This is a genomic window from Streptomyces sp. MCA2, from assembly GCF_023544705.1.
Taxonomy (GTDB): domain Bacteria; phylum Actinomycetota; class Actinomycetes; order Streptomycetales; family Streptomycetaceae; genus Streptomyces; species Streptomyces decoyicus.
The window spans coordinates 131,073-147,655 of record NZ_JAMJFM010000017.1 but is presented as its reverse complement, the minus strand read 5'-3'; the positions used below and the strand labels follow the sequence as shown (position 1 = coordinate 147,655).

General features: G+C 69.2%; 15 protein-coding genes. 2 read left to right on the top strand and 13 right to left on the bottom strand.

Going from position 1 to position 16,583, the window contains the following annotated elements:
* Positions 1 to 29: 29 nt before the first annotated feature.
* From M8I34_RS16880 to M8I34_RS41900, 9 genes are all read right to left on the bottom strand, one after another.
* On the bottom strand, positions 30 to 1,502 hold the full coding sequence (locus M8I34_RS16880; RefSeq protein WP_250050258.1) for an NUDIX domain-containing protein: 1,473 nt from the start codon (positions 1,500 to 1,502) through the stop codon (positions 30 to 32).
* An 87-nt stretch (positions 1,503 to 1,589) separates the two neighbouring features.
* Entirely contained in the window at positions 1,590 to 3,587 is a 1,998-nt protein-coding gene (locus M8I34_RS16875) for an ABC transporter ATP-binding protein (RefSeq protein WP_250050257.1), read from the bottom strand.
* 620 nt (positions 3,588 to 4,207) lie between these two features.
* Positions 4,208 to 5,293, bottom strand: coding sequence for a hypothetical protein (locus tag M8I34_RS16870; RefSeq protein WP_250050256.1), 1,086 nt, complete (start codon positions 5,291 to 5,293; stop codon positions 4,208 to 4,210).
* 16 nt (positions 5,294 to 5,309) lie between these two features.
* On the bottom strand, positions 5,310 to 7,361 hold the full coding sequence (gene fxlM / locus M8I34_RS16865) for a methyltransferase, FxLD system (RefSeq protein ID WP_250050255.1): 2,052 nt from the start codon (positions 7,359 to 7,361) through the stop codon (positions 5,310 to 5,312).
* A gap of 38 nt (positions 7,362 to 7,399) precedes the next feature.
* Positions 7,400 to 8,473, bottom strand: coding sequence for a lanthionine synthetase C family protein (locus M8I34_RS16860; RefSeq protein ID WP_250050254.1), 1,074 nt, complete (start codon positions 8,471 to 8,473; stop codon positions 7,400 to 7,402).
* Positions 8,470 to 10,428 (bottom strand): lantibiotic dehydratase family protein, encoded by a 1,959-nt coding sequence (locus M8I34_RS16855; RefSeq protein WP_250050276.1) that lies wholly within the window; start codon positions 10,426 to 10,428, stop codon positions 8,470 to 8,472. The genes M8I34_RS16860 and M8I34_RS16855 overlap by 4 nt, the downstream gene beginning before the upstream one ends.
* Before the next feature lie 159 nt (positions 10,429 to 10,587).
* Positions 10,588 to 10,773 carry an FxLD family lanthipeptide gene (locus M8I34_RS16850; protein ID WP_250050253.1) on the bottom strand — a complete coding sequence of 62 codons (186 nt, stop codon included), beginning with the start codon at positions 10,771 to 10,773 and terminating at the stop codon, positions 10,588 to 10,590.
* Positions 10,774 to 11,162: 389 nt separating this feature from the next.
* Positions 11,163 to 11,588 carry a DUF6415 family natural product biosynthesis protein gene (locus M8I34_RS16845; protein WP_250050252.1) on the bottom strand — a complete coding sequence of 142 codons (426 nt, stop codon included), beginning with the start codon at positions 11,586 to 11,588 and terminating at the stop codon, positions 11,163 to 11,165.
* Positions 11,585 to 12,376 carry a TauD/TfdA family dioxygenase gene (locus M8I34_RS41900; protein ID WP_374210920.1) on the bottom strand — a complete coding sequence of 264 codons (792 nt, stop codon included), beginning with the start codon at positions 12,374 to 12,376 and terminating at the stop codon, positions 11,585 to 11,587. Before M8I34_RS41900 ends, M8I34_RS16845 begins: the two co-directional genes overlap by 4 nt.
* A gap of 168 nt (positions 12,377 to 12,544) precedes the next feature.
* Between M8I34_RS41900 and M8I34_RS16835 the strand changes: the two genes are divergently transcribed.
* Both M8I34_RS16835 and M8I34_RS16830 read left to right on the top strand, forming a co-directional pair.
* Complete coding sequence (locus M8I34_RS16835; protein WP_250050250.1) at positions 12,545 to 12,964, top strand: NUDIX domain-containing protein; 420 nt, start codon at positions 12,545 to 12,547, stop codon at positions 12,962 to 12,964.
* 30 nt (positions 12,965 to 12,994) lie between these two features.
* Positions 12,995 to 14,143 carry a helix-turn-helix domain-containing protein gene (locus M8I34_RS16830; RefSeq protein WP_250050249.1) on the top strand — a complete coding sequence of 383 codons (1,149 nt, stop codon included), beginning with the start codon at positions 12,995 to 12,997 and terminating at the stop codon, positions 14,141 to 14,143.
* An 8-nt stretch (positions 14,144 to 14,151) separates the two neighbouring features.
* Here the strand turns inward: M8I34_RS16830 and M8I34_RS16825 are convergent, their stop codons facing one another.
* From M8I34_RS16825 to M8I34_RS16810, 4 genes are all read right to left on the bottom strand, one after another.
* Positions 14,152 to 14,616: a hypothetical protein gene (locus M8I34_RS16825; protein WP_250050248.1), complete on the bottom strand. Its 465-nt coding sequence runs from the start codon at positions 14,614 to 14,616 to the stop codon at positions 14,152 to 14,154.
* Positions 14,616 to 14,813, bottom strand: coding sequence for a DUF5999 family protein (locus M8I34_RS16820; protein ID WP_250050247.1), 198 nt, complete (start codon positions 14,811 to 14,813; stop codon positions 14,616 to 14,618). The genes M8I34_RS16825 and M8I34_RS16820 overlap by 1 nt, the downstream gene beginning before the upstream one ends.
* Positions 14,814 to 15,032: 219 nt before the next feature.
* Positions 15,033 to 15,944: an endonuclease/exonuclease/phosphatase family protein gene (locus tag M8I34_RS16815; RefSeq protein WP_250050246.1), complete on the bottom strand. Its 912-nt coding sequence runs from the start codon at positions 15,942 to 15,944 to the stop codon at positions 15,033 to 15,035.
* A 116-nt stretch (positions 15,945 to 16,060) separates the two neighbouring features.
* Positions 16,061 to 16,357: a hypothetical protein gene (locus M8I34_RS16810; RefSeq protein ID WP_250050245.1), complete on the bottom strand. Its 297-nt coding sequence runs from the start codon at positions 16,355 to 16,357 to the stop codon at positions 16,061 to 16,063.
* Between the last annotated feature and the right edge of the window lie 226 nt (positions 16,358 to 16,583).

Genomic DNA, 16,583 nt, shown 5'->3' with positions numbered 1-16,583 from the left:
TCGGTCCGTTCCTCGGCTCGCCTCAGCGGTCATGACCAGCCCATCTCCGTATAGAGGCGGCCTGCACGGATGCCTTCGATGGCGGCCCGGGTATACGGAACGACCGGCTCGGGGAGCTCTTCGGGATTCCAGAAGCGCCAGCCGATGCATTTGTCGGGCTCCCGGATCTCGGGACTCCCGGACCAGGACCGGGCCCGGAAGACCAATCCCATCCGCGGGGTGTAGCCGGAGGCGTCCACGAGGTGGACCACGTGGGCGAGTTCGACGTCTCCGGGGTCGATCACCAGCCCGGCTTCCTCCTGCGCCTCCCGCACGAGGCAGGTCACGGCGCTTTCGCGCTCGCAGTGGCCCGCGAGGAAGTGGTGCATGGAGGCGGCGTAGGCCGAGTCGGGGTGGCGCAGCCCGAGCAGCACTCGCCCTTCGGTGTCCTCCAGATAGAGGTGGACGCCGATGACGTTCAGAACGGCCCCGCTCGGCGCGGGTACCTGCGTGGTCGGCGGACGGGGCGTCCCCGCGAGCCCGGACCCGCCTGCACGTGCAGCGTGGCGCTTCACCAGGTCGACGGTTGAGGGGCTGATCCGCAGCCGGGGGAGGACCTCAGGGTCGAACCACGCCAGCATCACGCCTTCGGTCATGGTGAGGTCGGCAGGGGCGCCGTTCCAGCGGCCCGAGTAGATGGCGATGGAGATCGTTGCGCCGTCGTCGCTGCGTGCTTCCTCGACGGCGAACGGCTCCAAGTCCGGCAGATCGAGGCTGGCTTCTTCCCGCAGTTCCCTGCGGACGGTCTCTTCCAGCGACCGGTCCTGCGCTTCACGGCCGCCTCCCAGGAGCGACCAGGCTCCCGGTTCCCAGATGCCGGGAACGTCATCACGCAGGTGAAGGAGGTACTGTCCGGCGTCGTTGTGGATCAGGGCCGAGGCATTCACTGGCTCGGCTACGGCGGCGGAGGAGCCGAGCTTGAGCAGCTTTTCGCGCAGCGTGGGCGAGGTGACGCGGTCCAGGGAGCGCCACTCCCACCCGGAGACTTCTTCGACTTGGAGGGTGATGGCCGCCTCGCGCTCGACGAGGCGGAAGGGGAAGCGCAGGTCGTAGTGCTGGTGGGCCGATTCGTTCTTCGCTGGACTGGCGTCGATGTCGTGCACATCGATGTCCAAGGGCACACTGGCGTACCCGGGCCAGGCGGATACGGCGTGTGGTGGGATGCCGGCCTCTTCGTGCAGTTCGCGCAGGGCCGCCGCGGCGAGCGTCTCATCGCCGGGCTCGGTGTGGCCGCCAGGGGCGAGGACCTTCCCGCTGGCACGGTGATGGATGTGCAGCACCCGGCCGGTGTCGTCGATCAGGATGGCGCCACAGGTCACGTGGCCGGGGAGGGTAGTGCGACTGGTCGGGTCGGCAGGGCAGTCGAGAGCTGTCAGGAGAGCGTCAAGGCCGGAACGCTCGTCCGGGTGGCGTTCGAGATACGCCTCGACGGTGCTGCGGATGAGGGAGCGGCTGGGCGGCATGTCATCACCTCGGAATCGACAGGGGGGGAAGTTCGGCGCCGGAGCGCCGCCTGGGGAGGGCGTTCGGCGGGGTTCTGTGAGCAGTGCTCACCGGGCTCTCTTGTGCTCACGCGTGGCTTCGCGCCGAGGTGCGGGGAGTCCGTCTGCCGGGGGAAGGGCGATTCCGTACTGGGCGGCCTGCGCTTGGAACATGCCGTGGTAAAGGCCACCGGCGGTCATGAGCTGGTCGTGCGTGCCGTGTTCGGCGATGCGCCCGTCATCGAGGACGTAGATGTGGTCGGCGGTGGCGGTCGCGGCGAGACGGTGGGTGATCAGCACGACCCCGGTGCCGTTGCCGGCCATGGACCGCAGGCGCTCGAACGCTTCGATCTCGGCGTGCGGGTCGAGGGCGGAGGTGGGTTCATCAACCAGGAGGAACGGCGCGTCGCGGTAGCGGCTGCGGGCGTTGCCCAGCTTCTGCCACTGCCCGCCTGAAAGCTCCACGCCGCGTTCATAGCCCTTGAAGACGATGGAGTCCCATCCGTGCTTCAAGCCCTCGATCAGGTCTCCCACGTCGGCGGCTTGTGCGGCGGCCTTGACCTGGGGCATGTCCCGCGGGCGGTCACCGGCACCGACGGCGATGTTCGCAGCGGCCGTCATCTGCCAGTGCGGGAAGTCCTGCGCCAGCAGCCCGATGGAGCTGAAGACCTGGGCCCTGTCGGCCTCGCGTACCTCCACCCGTTCCCCGTTAGCCCCCTCCCACCACACTTCTCCGTTGTTGGGCAGCAGCAGTCCGGCCAGGAGCTTGGCCAGCGTGGTCTTGCCGGAGCCGTTCGCGCCCACCAGCGCCGTCACCTCGCCCCGGCGCACGGTGACGCTCACCTCGCGCAGCGAGGACGTCGTCGACCCCGGGTAGATGAAGGAGACGTCCTGGACCTCAATGGCCCGCACCGGGGAGGGGAGCGGCGCACCCGTCGCCGGGATGGCGTGCTTCGCCGCCAGCTCAGTGGCCGCCTCGGTGTCGCCGAGCTGCAACATCTCCTCGTACATACGGTTGACCTGCTGCACGAGGGAGGTGAGCCGGGCGGTGGAGTTGCGGATCGCGACCACCGCGGTGCCACCGACCGCCAGCGGCAGCCCGCCGCTGGTCAGCAGCCACCACAACATCCCGTAGCAACCCAGAGACGCCAGACCGGAGAACGCGCCGGCGACGAGGTCCGTGCGAGCCTGGGCCCGGGCCAGGCGCCGCTGCTCGGTCTCCATCAGCCCCGACATCTCCCCGTACCCGCGCAGCAGCAGCGCGGAGGCCGCGTGCACCCGGATCTCGCCCGCCGCGTGCGGCATCGTCAGGTACTGCAACAGACTGGCCACTGCCCGGCGGTGGTCGACCCAGTGCAGGCGCGAAATGTATTCGCGGCGGGCGGAGCGCACGGCCCCCCAGCCCTTGGGCAGAGCGATGGCCAGCAACATCGGAAGAAGAGCCCAGTGCAGCGAGGCCAGGACCACGGCCGCAGCCACCATGCCGATCACGACGCCGGAGACGCCCACGGACAGGCCGAGCATCCGCCTGGCGGAATCGGTGCCGAACTTCCCTGCCTCCAAGTCCCGCTGCACGTCGGGCCGTTCTGTAGCCTCGACCTCCACCCGTGTCACGGCTCGGTAGTACTGGGTGGAGACGGCCCGCTCGACCTGCGGTTCCAGCCGACCGGACATCGCTGTCGACCAGGCCGACAGCAGCGCCGCCCCCACGGAGACGACCGCCAGCACCAGCAGCGCAGACAGTGACTGTCGCAGCTTGTCTCCGGTCGGGCCGTCCGCGAACAACTGGTTGAGCACACCATTGACGGCCACCAGGCCGAGCGCGGCCGTCACACCTTGTGCGATCTGTGAGACCACCAGGCCGGTCAGGGCCCGTCGGTCTGCGGTCCACCCGGCACGTAAGACCACACCCACCATGCGCGGCAGCGCGGCGGCCATCTGCCCGAACCCCATACGGGCGACCACATCTTCGTGCCCGATGTACGACTGGTCCCAGCGCAGCCGTCCCCCGAACAGCTCGCGTTCCGCCGCTGAGACGCCGTCCGCTTCTGTCTGTTGGCGCTTCATGTGGGTTCCTCCTTCGCCGTCGCGCCTCACGGCCCGGACCAAGCGGGTCACAGAGCTCCGCAGCTTCATGCCCACCACCACGTATCCGGACGGGATGAGGGGAGAAAAGGCCGGGCAGAGGCGTCAATCACGTGCCTGGGGAGGCCCGCCGCTACGGCCGCGGGCCGCCACCGTTCGAATCGAATGGGCTGATGTGCGTCGACCTGCACAGGGTTCATGGCTCCTCCGGAACGAGCGTTGGTGGGCACAGGTGCTCTAAAGAACGGCCCATCCCGCTCCCCGTAACGGGTGAAGAGGGGGCAGTTAGTGGATGCACGTTCTATTCGGTGGCGGAAGGTGGGCGCGGCTTTGGTTGTGGATGCAGGCCGGCACTCGAACGGTGCGTTTCACTCCTTCGTGGGCTTGCGTCGCCTTGGTCGATGCAAGTCCGGGAGGGGCGTGCGGGCATCGCCCGGAGGGCAGTGGCGCTGGCGTGCCGCCGCCCTGGCAGGCGGGGCGTTTCACGTCATGCTCCTGGGTGGCGGTCGTGGGTTGATCTCAGGCGGGAGTCGTCATGGGGCAGTCCGTTGGGCGGTGATCGCTTGGCGCAGTGTCGGCCGGACGGATCGTCTGCGGGACGGTCACAGAAGCCCGCGGAGGGCGACCTCCGCTTTGTCTACGGCCTCAGTGAGGGTCTGCATGTGGGTTGTTGAGAGATGCCCTGTGCCGAGTCCTGATGCGGTGAGTACGGCGTCGAGTTTCTGTTTCTGCGCGGTGGTCAGGTCGGGGCGGGTCACGGAGTGGTTCAGGACGTCGCGAGCGGCGTAGGCGTCGAGAATGGCCACGTTCGCCACGGCATCCTGCAGCGGGGGCGTGTGGGGGCTGGTTCGGTCATGGGCCAGATCGAGCGCGGTCAGTCCGGCTCTGGTCTGGAACGCTGCTGTCGAGGGTTCGGGCGTAGCTATCAGCGCGGCTGCCTCTTGCAGAGCGAGGTCCAACTCCTGCTGCGGTGCTGGCGAGGCCGCGGGTCGGCAGTGGATGCGCAGGAGGGCCGCGATGGCGTTCTCCCACGGTTCCGTGGGGACCGTGGTGTCGATCGCGTTGCGAGCCTGCTGGTCGAGGCCGCGTTCCATTAGCGCCATGATCTGGAGTTGGCGGCCGTCGAGAAGGCGGTTTCCGATGCCGCGGTGCTTGGCCATGATGTCGGCGGCCTCGGCCCAGCGGCCGATCCGTGCCAGGGCGCGGGCGCCGTCGACGAGCACGGTGACCCACAGTTCCTGGCAGACCTTGCGGTGGTTCGCGTCCGTGTCGGTCAGTGCCCACAGGTCGACGGTGCGTCCTTGGATCTCGGCTGCCCCTCGCTTCTGGGCGGCGCGGTAGAGGCGGGCAAGGACGTTGTAGGCGGCTTCGCCGTCGCCCTCGCGGGTCAGCAACCGGGAGACATTGATAAGGGGCATCAACGACATCACAGCGACATCGCCCGTCAGGCGCTCGGCGGCCGCGAAGACTTGGTGCTGTCTCCAGCACAGGTCGGCTGCCAGGGCGGGCATCCCGACGTCGGAGGCGATCAGCGCTGCGTAGTTGAGGACCCCGCAGGCACGGGCCACCAGGTCGTGGTGGCTCGCGCCTGCGGGTGCGATGGACAGCGCGTTGAGGTGGGTGATGCGGTCGTCCAGCGGGAGCGCCGGCGCCTTCGAGCGGCGGACCAGAGGGATGCGGCTGGCCATCGCGGGGATCATCGGCTCAGCCCTTGCGCGGCCAGTCGACGACGAGACGGCTGTACGTCTTGTCGATGATGAAGCGCGGGTCGGCTGCCGTGAGCTTGTCGCGGGCGTTCCCGACCGCCATGCGGAAGGCGGGCTCCGGCCCGGTGTTGCCCCAGCCCGCGTCCCAGTCGCGGATCTCGCTCGCGACCTGTTCGGCGAGTGCCTCGCCTCGGGAGCCGTGGCCGATGACGCCGACTTCCCAGAACCGGCCCGCGTCGTCCTCGCCTTCGCGGATGGTCAGGTAGGCCAGGGAGTCGCCGTCGAGCGCGGCCATGGACCCCCAGCCGAAGTGCGGGGTGAAGCCGGGGCGTGCGCCGGGCAGGCGCGACAGACCGTTGGGCAGCACACAGGCCAGATACAGGTACAGCCATTCCCACGGCGATCCCGCGCGGAACTTAACCCCCGTGTAGATCTTGGTCTGCGGCTGGTCCAGGACAGTGCAGATCGCGTCGCGGTCCACGTCCTGCTCGCTGAAGGTCTCCAGCCGCACGTTGCCTTCACCGGCCATGGGCACGAGGGTGTAGATGTCGTCGCAGACGCCCTTGCGCAGGGGAATGAAGGTGGCCATCTCGCAGGAGACGGTCCACCAGTTGTCGCCGTCCCGCTCGAAGGCGAAGCTCCGGCTGATGCTGCCGCGAACACGCATGGGCAGAACGAGGCGTCCCCCGGGGGCGAGCTGGTCGAGGATCTTCACGGGGACATCGCCCGCACCGACAGTGAACTGGATGCGGTGGTACGGGGCGTGCTCGGGAAGGCCGGCGGCGCCGTCGGCCAGCATGGCGGTGACGTTGGTAGCCCCGGCCTGAGCGAGGTTCTTCTGGGCACCTGCGACGAGGTCCTGGTCGACGTCCAGGGTCCACACGTGCCCGCTGGGGCCGACGAGCTTGCCCAGCAGGCGGGCGTTGTAGCCGGTGGCGGCGCCGGCCTCCAGGACCTTGTGGCCGGGCTGCGCGCCGAGCTGTTCGAGCTGGGTGGCGACGATGGAGGGCGCGGAGATGCAGGAGATCATCTCGCCGTGCTCGTCGTGCTTGATGGGGACCGCGTCCTCCTTGTACGCCGACTCGATGTCGACGCCGGGCAGGAACTGGTGGCGGTCGGTGGTACGGAAGGCATCGATGGTGGCGGGGGTGCGCAGGTGGCCGCTGTCGACGAGGCGGTTCGCCAGGGATTCGCGCAGTTCGGCGGGGTCAGTGACGGCTGTCACGGTGGTCTCCATTCGAGCGAGGTTAGGGTCCGCAGAAGTGGACCGGCGGGTAGACACGTCGGCGTCTTCCCCTGTGGAGAAGGCGACTTGGCGGCCCAACCACGCAGTGGCGGCCTGCTCGTCGGCAGGCACGCTGGCGCGGTTGAACGCGAAGATCGCGTGATGGGCGAGGACGGCGCGCAGGCCACGTATCAGTCGTCCATCAGTGGCGAGCTGACGCAGGCGACGGCCTGCGTACTCGAAGGCAGCGACGCGCTCTGCCCAGCCCGGTTCAGCGTCCGGCCGACGGCCGGCGTCCGCGTTCATCAGACGCCGCATAGCTGAGACCGAGCGGTCGAGCGCGGCCCCGTTGGGCGGAGTGACGGGGGGCCGCACGGCCGCGAACTGGGACCAGACGTCTCCGGCCTCGAACGGGTCCAGGCCGGCTTCGCGAATCATGGCGGACAGCAACATCACGCAGCGCTCGCGGGGGCCGGGGCTGCCGGTGTCGGGCAGGGCGCTTCGGCTGTCGGCGCAGAACAGGTCGTGCGCCACGTCCATGCCCTCGGGCCCGCCGAAAACATCGGTCTCCGGCTCGTAGACGCCGCCGACCCAACCGGTGGCCTGCTGTTCGGCGACGAGGCGGTCCAGCACGGCGGCAGAAGGGCGCTCGGTGCGCAGTCGCAGCCCTGAGTCCTTGCGCAGGAAGTGGAAGCGTTGGTCGTGCAGCGCGGCCGACAGGACCTGGGCGGCGTCGGGGCTCACCGCGCCTCCGGGGAAGGCCACACTGGCGTGCCACCAGGGCGTGTCGGGGGTGATCGGAAGGTTCTCGTCGTCGAAGTCCATACGCGTGGGGGCTCCTTGTCGGTGGGATCGGTGCGGGGTCAGGTGATCAGCAGAGCGCTGGTCCAGTCCGTGGCGTTCGTGCCGGTGAGGGCGAGCTGCGCGCCGCTGCGGCCCTCCATGAAGCCGGGTTTGGCCAGCCGGTCGAGGTCTGCGGCCAGGCGCTGTTGCAGGTCGCCGATCGCAAGGGTGAAGCGCTCGGGGGCGGGGCTGTCGGCGGCAACGGTGCGGGCGAGCGTTACCAGACCGGCCCAGCCGTGGCACAGCGTGGCGTCGGTGATCCGAGCGAGGTGGAAGCGGTCGGTCAGCGTGCGTGCGACGGTGTCCTCTGCCGCCTGGCGTCGGGCCGGGTCGCCCAGGGCAAGCGCGGCGAGCTGTTGGGCGCGGGCGATGCCGGGCTGGCCGTAGCACCATGACTGGCGGGCGGGCTCCGACTCGGGCAGCTCGGCGGCGTCCAGTTGGGAGCGGGTGGTCCAGTAGCACCCGCCGAACCTGTCCAGCCAGCGCGCGAACACCTCGATCGCCTCGCGCTGCCCCGGCACCTGGACGTCGCGTCGAGCAGCGAGAGAGAGCACCGTCAGGGGACCGGCGATGCCGTGCGCCATGCCGTTGTTGCCGTGCCCGCCGGTCATCTCCTCACCTGCGGGCCCGACCGCGGACCACCATCCCGGCAGCTCCCGGCCCGCGATGTGGACCGGCCGTGACAGGGAAACGAGGTAGGCCAGCACGTCCGTCAGCCGGGTGGAGGGTGCTCCGCGGGTCAGGAGAAGCGCGCCCAGACCGGCCAGGCCGCGGATGAGGTCCCATTCCGCGAGGTTGGGCAGAGCCCCGGACGCCTGTCGTCGCCGTGCTGCGGCCAGCCGGGCATCCACGACGCGGTCGACGACTCCGTGGACGTGGCGGCCGGCATGTCCGGTGCGGGCTAGCACGAACTCCAGCGCGGGGGCTCCGTGGAACAGGGACGCGTTGCCTCCGGCGCTCACGCCGTGTGCGACGGCTTGCGCGAGGTGGCGCCGTGCATTGGACAGGTCACCGCGCTCGAAGTCCAGCAGCACCATCCCGAGAGCGCCCTCGGAGAGGTCCTGCGTGCGGGACGGGAGCGTCGTGCTCGTCATGAGCGTGCGGCCAGGGGAAGGACGAGGCTGTGGGCCCGTCCGCCGATCCAGCCATCGGCGTCGGGCGGCGGCGCCTCGTGCAGGGTTGCGACGCCGATGGGGCTGGCGTCCAGGTGAGCGCGCAGAAGGTCCAGGTGCATGTCCTGGCTCAGATCGAGAGGGAGTTGCTGATCGTCCTCGGCCAGCAGCACGCGCTCCGGCACCCGGAAATGGCCTCGCCAGGCGTGCAGTTGCTCTGTCCATTCCTCGATAGGTGCGGTACGGCCGGGCAGATCCCGAGTCCGCACCTTCCACCGCGCGGCCGCGAGGATGGAGCGCCGGTAGGTGAGTGCCGGGGTGAAGGGCAGCGTCCAGGCCGCGCCCCAGTCGAACCAGGTGACCTGCGGTGCCGTGGCCCGGCTGATCTCGCCCAGGAACCGGGCCATCGGCGGCGTGTAGTTGTTCCAGAGGAAGTTGATCGCGGTCGGAGCCAGTAGTTCCAGGTGCGTACCGGTGGCGATCTCAACCAGGCAGGGGCGGCCGCCGCGGACGCTGACAGCCAGGTCAAATGGGAACAGCACACCGTCGCCGGGGTGCCGGAACTCGCCCACGCTGACAATCCGGGGCAGCACGCGCGGGGCGCGGGTGAGCAAGTCGGCCGGGACACGCCCGGCGTGGAAGGAAAGCTGGGCCAACTCGGCGCCCGGCTCGATCGTGGGCAGATCCGTGTACATCGCCCCCGTATCCGGGAGCAGGTGCCAGAACCGTCCCGACATCGAGCCGGCCGAGCGGGAGACGGTGACCACGCGGAGCCGAAAGTTTCCTCGCTCCAGGGCCTGGACCGAGCGGGCATGTACCTGAGCGGCCAATTCGAGGTGAGGCGCGGTGAGGTTGGGCTTTTCCCCGGCCGCTTCCAGCTCCTCGATCACCGCGCCGGTCAGGGCCACGGAGCGGGTGCCTTCGACCGCTGCGGTTCCGGCCAGCTCCAGCAGGAGCCGGTCGCGGCGGGACATCGGGCGGGGAGGCTCGACCACCTTGAGGAACCCGTCGGGGAAGCCCACACCTCTCTCGGGGTCTGTCGCCACCTCCACCGGCACCGCGGTGTGCTCGCCGTAGCGCTCCGTGAACCGTTCGACCCAGCGGCGCCAGGCCGGAGTGCCGTTCGGGTGCGTGGCGAGCCGGGCAAGGACGGTCGCAGCGGTCTCCGCCTCGGTCAGGACTTCCCGCGGCAGCACCACCGTGGCGTCCAGCCGCAAATCGGTGGCCGCCGAGCGATCGCGCACCTGCGCGAGCAGAGCGGTCGGCAAAGGTTCGGTGGGGTCGATGACGGTGGCTGGTGCGCGCAGCGACGACCGCAGCAGCCGCACCCGAAGCAGCTCTCCGAGCAGCTTGACGCGGTTGCGTTCGGAGGTGGCCGGGAACTCGGCGGCGAGCTTGTCCGCCAGGAGCGAGTAGCGGATGGGGGAGCACGCTGCGTCGAGCACGAACCTGAGCGCGGGGCTGCTCAGCGCGAGGCGGAACTCGGCCTCGCCCTCGGACGGCACGTAGATGTGTCCCTCGCGCTGCTGGGCAAGGGTATTGACGCGTACGTCGACGTCGGCCATCCGCGTGCCGTCCGTCTCCCATGCGCTGATCGCCTCATCGAGCGCCACCGGGTCGGGACGGGTGACGGCCTGGTGGCGGTGGCCGAAGTGGACCTCCGCCGTGTCGCCGAACTCGATCAGCGTGACGCCGGCGAAGTAGCCGTACGGGGTGGAGCGGCGCTCGTACCGGATCGCGTATCGGGCCGTGGCCAGTGCCGCTCGGCGCACACGGCGCAGCTTCGGGAACCGGCCGTCTAGGATCCCCTGCACCTGGAGGGCCAGATCCGGGCTGGCGCTGGACACCGCCTGTCGGAAGGGGCCGTCGCCCCACACTGTGCTCAGCCACGAACGCCACTCTTCAAGTGGGGCCGCTCGCCCCGGCCAGGACGGCATGGCCGGGGCGGCGAGGTTCACCGCAGCGCGCAGCATCCCTTGCCCGGCACACTGGTACAGGCTGTGTCGTACGCGTGTCATCACCACTCCGTTCTTGGTAGGCGGGGTGCTGGCCGGACGGGCAGTCCAGGCCGGCCAGCACTGCCGAGCTGTCCCGGCTTACGAGGTGGTGCAGGCGCTGGGGCAGGAGCTGCCGCAGGTGTCGCCCGTGGTGCACATCAGGACCGTCTCGGTCGCCGGCGTGCCCTCGATGAAGGAGATGTCGAGCCCGAACGGGTCGACATCGTCGAGGATGTCGAGGGTCGGCTGCACGGGCCCCGGCTTCTCCGTGTGAACGGCGGTCATGCTTGCCTCCTTGGTAGTGGCTGAATGTGCAATGTGCCTGGACCCGACCGGGCCCAGGAGCCTTGGCGCACAACTGCGCGAACCGGCAGGACGGCCTTCGGAGTTCGGCTGAAGGACAGTCCCGGAAGTCGCTGCTGCTCTTTCCTCTCTTCAGGCCAGGCGTCTGGGGAGGAGCCAGTGGAGGGGAACTCCTCCCCGCACGCTTCGTCCGGCACCGAGCCCCGGCGCGGGTCCGGCTGCCGGGTGGTGCACCCGCCCACCAATCGGACCGTCACGCACCGACGGCGGGCGGGCGGTCTGTGGTCACGGGCCTACGGACAGGGCCTCGGTGGGGCGGCGGAACCAGTCTTCGGGCAGGCCGGCGCGCTGAGGCGTCTCTTGCTTCGCGTTCATACGGTGCCCTCGTCGGCTGGGGCAGGGGCGGCGCTGCCGGTGCCACGGAGCAAGGCTTGGATCAGGCGCGCGAGGTTCTGCGCTCTGTGGGCGGCCCCGCGCTCCGAACAGCCAGGAGGCGGCATGTAGAGACGCCGGCCGGCTTCGCTGAGCGTCGCCTGCGGCCCGCAGCGGAGATCCGAGTCGGCCGGCAACCGGCAGCACACAGCGGCGAGCTCGCCTTCGAGGACTCGTCCATAGGCGGTGAACGCCTTCACCAGGTTCAGGCTGACGTCGACCTCCGGCAGGCTTCCGCGGTTCAGGTCCCAACTGAGGACCGTCTCGACGAGCGGCAGCATCGCGGCCTTGTCGGGGACCACCCGGGTCAGGGCAGCCCCCACGGCATTCCTCGGGACTTGAGTCCCCGACAGCGTCACGCTCATGACATGGCCTCCACGCGCGCGGGGGGCTGGGGTGCGTACAGGGCAGGCGCGAAACCGTGATCGAGGTCGAAGCGCGGGTTGCCCAGGGCCCGCCAGTGCACGCGGTCACCGACAAATGCTGTACGGGCGTGCAGCCATCGCTCGTTGTCGAGGAGATATCCCTGGCCCGGCTTCAGGGGAAGGGGCTGTTGGTAGCGAAGAGCTGCCGCCTTGAGGTCGGGCAGGTGCGGCTGGACCATGGGGCTCCATCGGGCGAGAGCATCGAACCGCAGCCGTATGGCCATCCGTCCGCCGCTGTGAGGGCTGAGGACCTGGGCGGCATGTCCGTCTCCGGCTCCGAAGTACGCCGTCCTCGGCAGGGACAGGGCATCAGCGGCTTCACCACCTTTGTGATGCAGCAAGTCGGCGTGCACGCTACGTCCGTCGGTGAGCAGGCATTCGCCTCCTCGGTCGGCGGGCTGGGAGCAGACCAGCAGCATCAGACGCGGAGGATGAGGGAGGCCGGACCGTTCCGTATGCGGGTCGAGCTCTCCGTTGCCAAGGCCGGCGAACCCGGGCTGGCCGGCGTGGCGCGGGGTGTCGCGGATGGTGGTCAGCCCATCGGAGTCACTGTCGCGGTGCGCGGAGATGGTCATGATGCGGGAGGTGAAGGCCCGTACGGCGTCGCGAGTGGCGAGCCCGGCGACAGTGACCAGGCCATCCTTGCTCAGTTGCTCGGCGATCTGGGCCGATGCGCCCGGGGCTTTGTGATTGAGGAAGTGCGCTGCAAACAGATCACCGGGGCGCATCGTGTGACTCCTTCGTCGGCGGTCAGTGGCTTCACTGTCGAGATCGGAGGCGCAGAAGGTAAAGCGACTGATTGTCGACTCCGGCAAATCACCCAAGAGCAGTGAGCGTTGAACGCACCGTGCTACGGTCCGAACACTCCGGCACTGCCCTGCACTGCGAGGAAACTCATGACGTACACGCCCCCCACCTGGCCCGTTTCCGTCAAAGGTGTCGCCCTGGATGTGCGCGGCCGGGTGCTGCTGCTGAAGAATGAGCGTGAGGAGTGGGAGCTGCCTGGTGGTCGGCTGGAGGCAGCAGACCCAAGCCCCGAGTGCACGGTCGAGCGCGAACTGCAGGAAGAGTCCGGTTGGATGGTCAAGGCGGGGCCGCTGCTGGACACATGGATCTACCAGCCGCTTCCGCAGATCCGCCCGGATCGACGCGTCGTGATCATTACCTACGGCTGCACGGTCCTTACACCGGAAGCGGACCCGGTGCTCAGCCACGAGCATAAGCAGATCGGACTGTTCACCGCGGCCGAGGTCCCGGGACTCACCATGCCCGAGGGCTACAAGCAGTCCATCGCCACCTGGTACGGGCGGATGTAACAGGCAGTGGCCGCCCCCGAGCGTCTGCCGGTGTCCCGTCCCTCGGCCCAGCATGTGGTGTGGCACTGGGCCACCCCGCAGGCCCGCACCATCCTGAACAGCGGCGATCTCGGCGCGATTCTGCGCTTCCACCGAACCGTCCACGGCCTGAACCAGACCGAGCTGGGAAACCTTCTCGGCTACGACAAGACCTACATCTCGGCCCTCGAACTCCGAAAGAAGACCCTGGGCGATGTCGGCTCCCTGCGCCGCGTCGCCGCGCAACTGCGGCTGCCCCCGCACATCCTGGGCGTCACCGATCCGGCTGACACCGATCATCGGGCGATGGTCCAGTTCGGACAGTCCACGGTCCGCCTCGCCGAGATCGCCCGCCAGAGCGGTCACGCCTCCGAAGCCGTGGCCGAGCTGTGGCCGCTGGTCGCCCGCCTCGAAGCGCGCCTCGCAGACGGGCATGCCGAACGCGAGGTCCTGCGCCTGCTCGCCCACGCCCGGGTCGGCCTCGGTGTCGCGCTCGGAAATGTTCTTCCCGAGGAGCGACTGGCCACCGCCGCCCACTGGACCGCCAAGAGCCTGAGCATCGCTGCCCACTTCAACGATCCCGCCTTCAGCAGCTACGCCCTGCGCATGCACGGAAACGAACTGCGCAAGGCCCACATCCGGGGCGCCGCGGTGGACCGGCTGCGCCACGCAGCGGCCCTGGCGCCGGACCGCGAAACCCGTGCGGAGGTGCTGCCGCTGTTGGCCCGAGCCGCAGGCGAACTCGGCGATGCCCGGCTCTTCGACAGCGTGATGCAAGAAGCCGACGGTCTGATCGAAAGCGCAGGACACACGTCGCTCTTCAACCCCTACGCGCTGCACGAGATCCGCCTGCGCGGCCTCGTGAGCACGGGGCGTGCGGACGTCGCCATACGGCTGGTCGACCATGGACCTGGCTCGACGACGACCGTCGCACCGCAATGGAGAGTGATCGAACTGATCACTGTCGCCCACGTACGGCTCCTTGCGGACGACCGGGGCGGGGCGACCGAATCGCTGAACACCGCGTTGACCGAGGCAGTAGTTCAGCGGCTGCCCCACCAGTTGCAACGGATCGTACGGACCGCCGGCGACCGGCTTCGCGACGTGCGCGGCCAGGCGGTTCAGGCGCTCGACCGGATACGGCAGGAAATGGCGGCCTAGCACTGAGGTCAGCGCAGCCATTCGATCACCTGACCAGCGGTGAGGATTTGGTACTGCCACGCCCGCGTGATGGCGTGAGCGCGGTTCCGCGCGCGCAGGTTCATCAGCAGCTCGCGGCCATCCCGGCGGATGATGCCGACCTCCGGCTTCAAAGCTGTGGAGATCTGCGCCGCCGTGTTCTCTTGGGCGATGAGGGGCACGAGTGCACGCTGTTCGCGGGACAGGTACAGCAACTCGGGATCCAACAGCTGAGGCTGGTCGATGGCCTTGGTGGCGTAGGCGACGGCGAGTGCAGCAGCCGACTCGCTCACGCCGTACAGCTTCCACTTGGCGAGCTTGAGGTAACCCGAAGCTGTGCCCTCCCGGATCTGGAGGCACAGCGCAACCGCGGCGAGCATGCTGCCGTCGGCCAGACCATCGAGGACCTGCCGCTCCCTGGGCGCGAGGATGACCTTCGCTACGCTCGTGGGCATCAGGCCGCTGCCCGCTGCGCACGACGCATCACCGGGGCGATGATCTGTCCGTCCGGCAGCAGTTCACCGGTGTCCTCGAAGAGCAGGACGCCGTTGCACAGCAGGCTCCAGCCCTGTTCTGGGTGGTGCGCCACCAGGTGTGCGGCCTCCCGATCAGTAGCGTCGGGCGAGGGGCACGGGGGCTGATGCTGGCACATCGGATAACTCCAGAATCGGGGGTGTGGTTACGCCGTTATGTGTGTTGTCGCTGCTGGCCGACCTGCTTCAGGGCAGGTAGTGGCGGGCCGGCCAGCAGCGCCGGGCACCCAGGGGTAGGGGTGCCGGTCTGGTCCCTCGCGAGTGCCGACCTTCCGACGGCACGTCGAGGAGTCGAGGCGCCGATTACGCCGGCAGCGACGGCGGGCCTTTGACTGCCGTCATGCGACGCCTGCGTCTTGGAGGAGGATGTCCGCGAGCCGGTCTCCGTCGAGTCGGGCACGGACGATGTGGTGATCCGACATGTCCAGCGGAACCTCGATCACGTCGACATCTGACACCGCGGGCAGTAGAACTTCCGAGGCGTAGATACGGTCGATGCGCGCGTCTGGCCCGTGCGTCTCACAGCCGGTGACGGTTCGGGCCAGGGAGCGGGTGTTGTCGCTTCGAGAGGCGACGTGGCGTGCCACGTCTTCCAGCCCCGCGGTGCGCAGGGTCTCATCCGGGCAGGTGCACATCCGCCTGGTCCCGTCGGGACCGATACAGGAGCGATGGACCCGGTGTCGCCGGTCGCGGATCTCGTCCAGGACCGGCAGCGGAAGGTCCCCGTCCGCGCCGGGGACGGGGTAGCTGTTGTGGTCTCCGCCCATCAGCACGGGCAGTTTGACGTCCATCCCGGTAGGGGTGGTCCACGTCTTGTCGGCGAAGGTGGTCGCCCAGTCCGCTTCGGCGTGCCGTTGCGTCGAGGAGGCGTAGTTGTGGTGGTAGGAGGCGCAGACCAGGGGTACCGCGTCAGGACCTGCGGGACGGAATCGCAGGCCCCTGACGGTCGGTGGCATCTTCCAGATGGTCTCTTCATCCCTGTCCGGCCATCCACACACGGGGCTGAACAGAGATGTAGAGGCAAAAAGGGCGGTATGGGAGGAGGGCCCGAGCCAGCCACGCAGCGCCAAGTCCTCCTCCATGGACTCCATCACGGCCTTGCCCTTGGCATCGGCACCCCACATCTCCTGCCGAAAGAGCAGGTCCGGGTGGAGGGAAGCGAGGAGCTGGTTGGCCTCCTTACGCTTGTTGGAGTCAGCGCCGCCGTTGGCCTCGAAGTTCCAGCAGAGCAGGGTGATGGTCCGGCCCATACGATCAGTGATCCTTTCGTGGATTCGGGCAGATGAGGTCAGGCGCCCGGCCTGGTGCACCGCCCCCCGTCCAGGGAGTGCCGGAAGAAGGCGGTGGGCGGGCGGGGATTGCGGGGTCAGATGTCCGTCTCGGTGGTAGCGAGGGCGAGGAAGCCGCGACGGGCGTGGATCCGCCGGAGGACGTCCTCGTAATCGCCGTTGCGGTCGGAGAAGTCGGTCCGGGACATCGCGGCGATGCCGTCGATGCGGTCGCGGTCGAGGGCATCCAGCAGGCGGGCCAGCTGAGGTCGAGTGAACGGATCGGTCATCCCCGTGATGTCCACGGCCGGAGCCCGCTCCAGGAGCCAGCCCGCCCGAAGAGCCACGCCGCGGGCTACGGCCAGCCGCAGGGCAGGGTCCTGGTGCGCCTGCACCAGGGTGTAGATGCCGATGCGGGGGCGCGGCGTGCGGCTGATGGCCGAGGCAAGGCCGGCTTCGCGCAGCGCCTGGAGTTCGGCGGTGGACTTCGGGGGCGGATGCAGCGGGGGACCAGTCTGGCCAGGACGGTCTCGATCTGTGTCGTGCCGTGCTGGGTGGGCGTTGCTGTCGCTGTGGTGTACCGGTCTGTGGTCACAGGCGTCCCTTTGAGGCGGTGGTGCG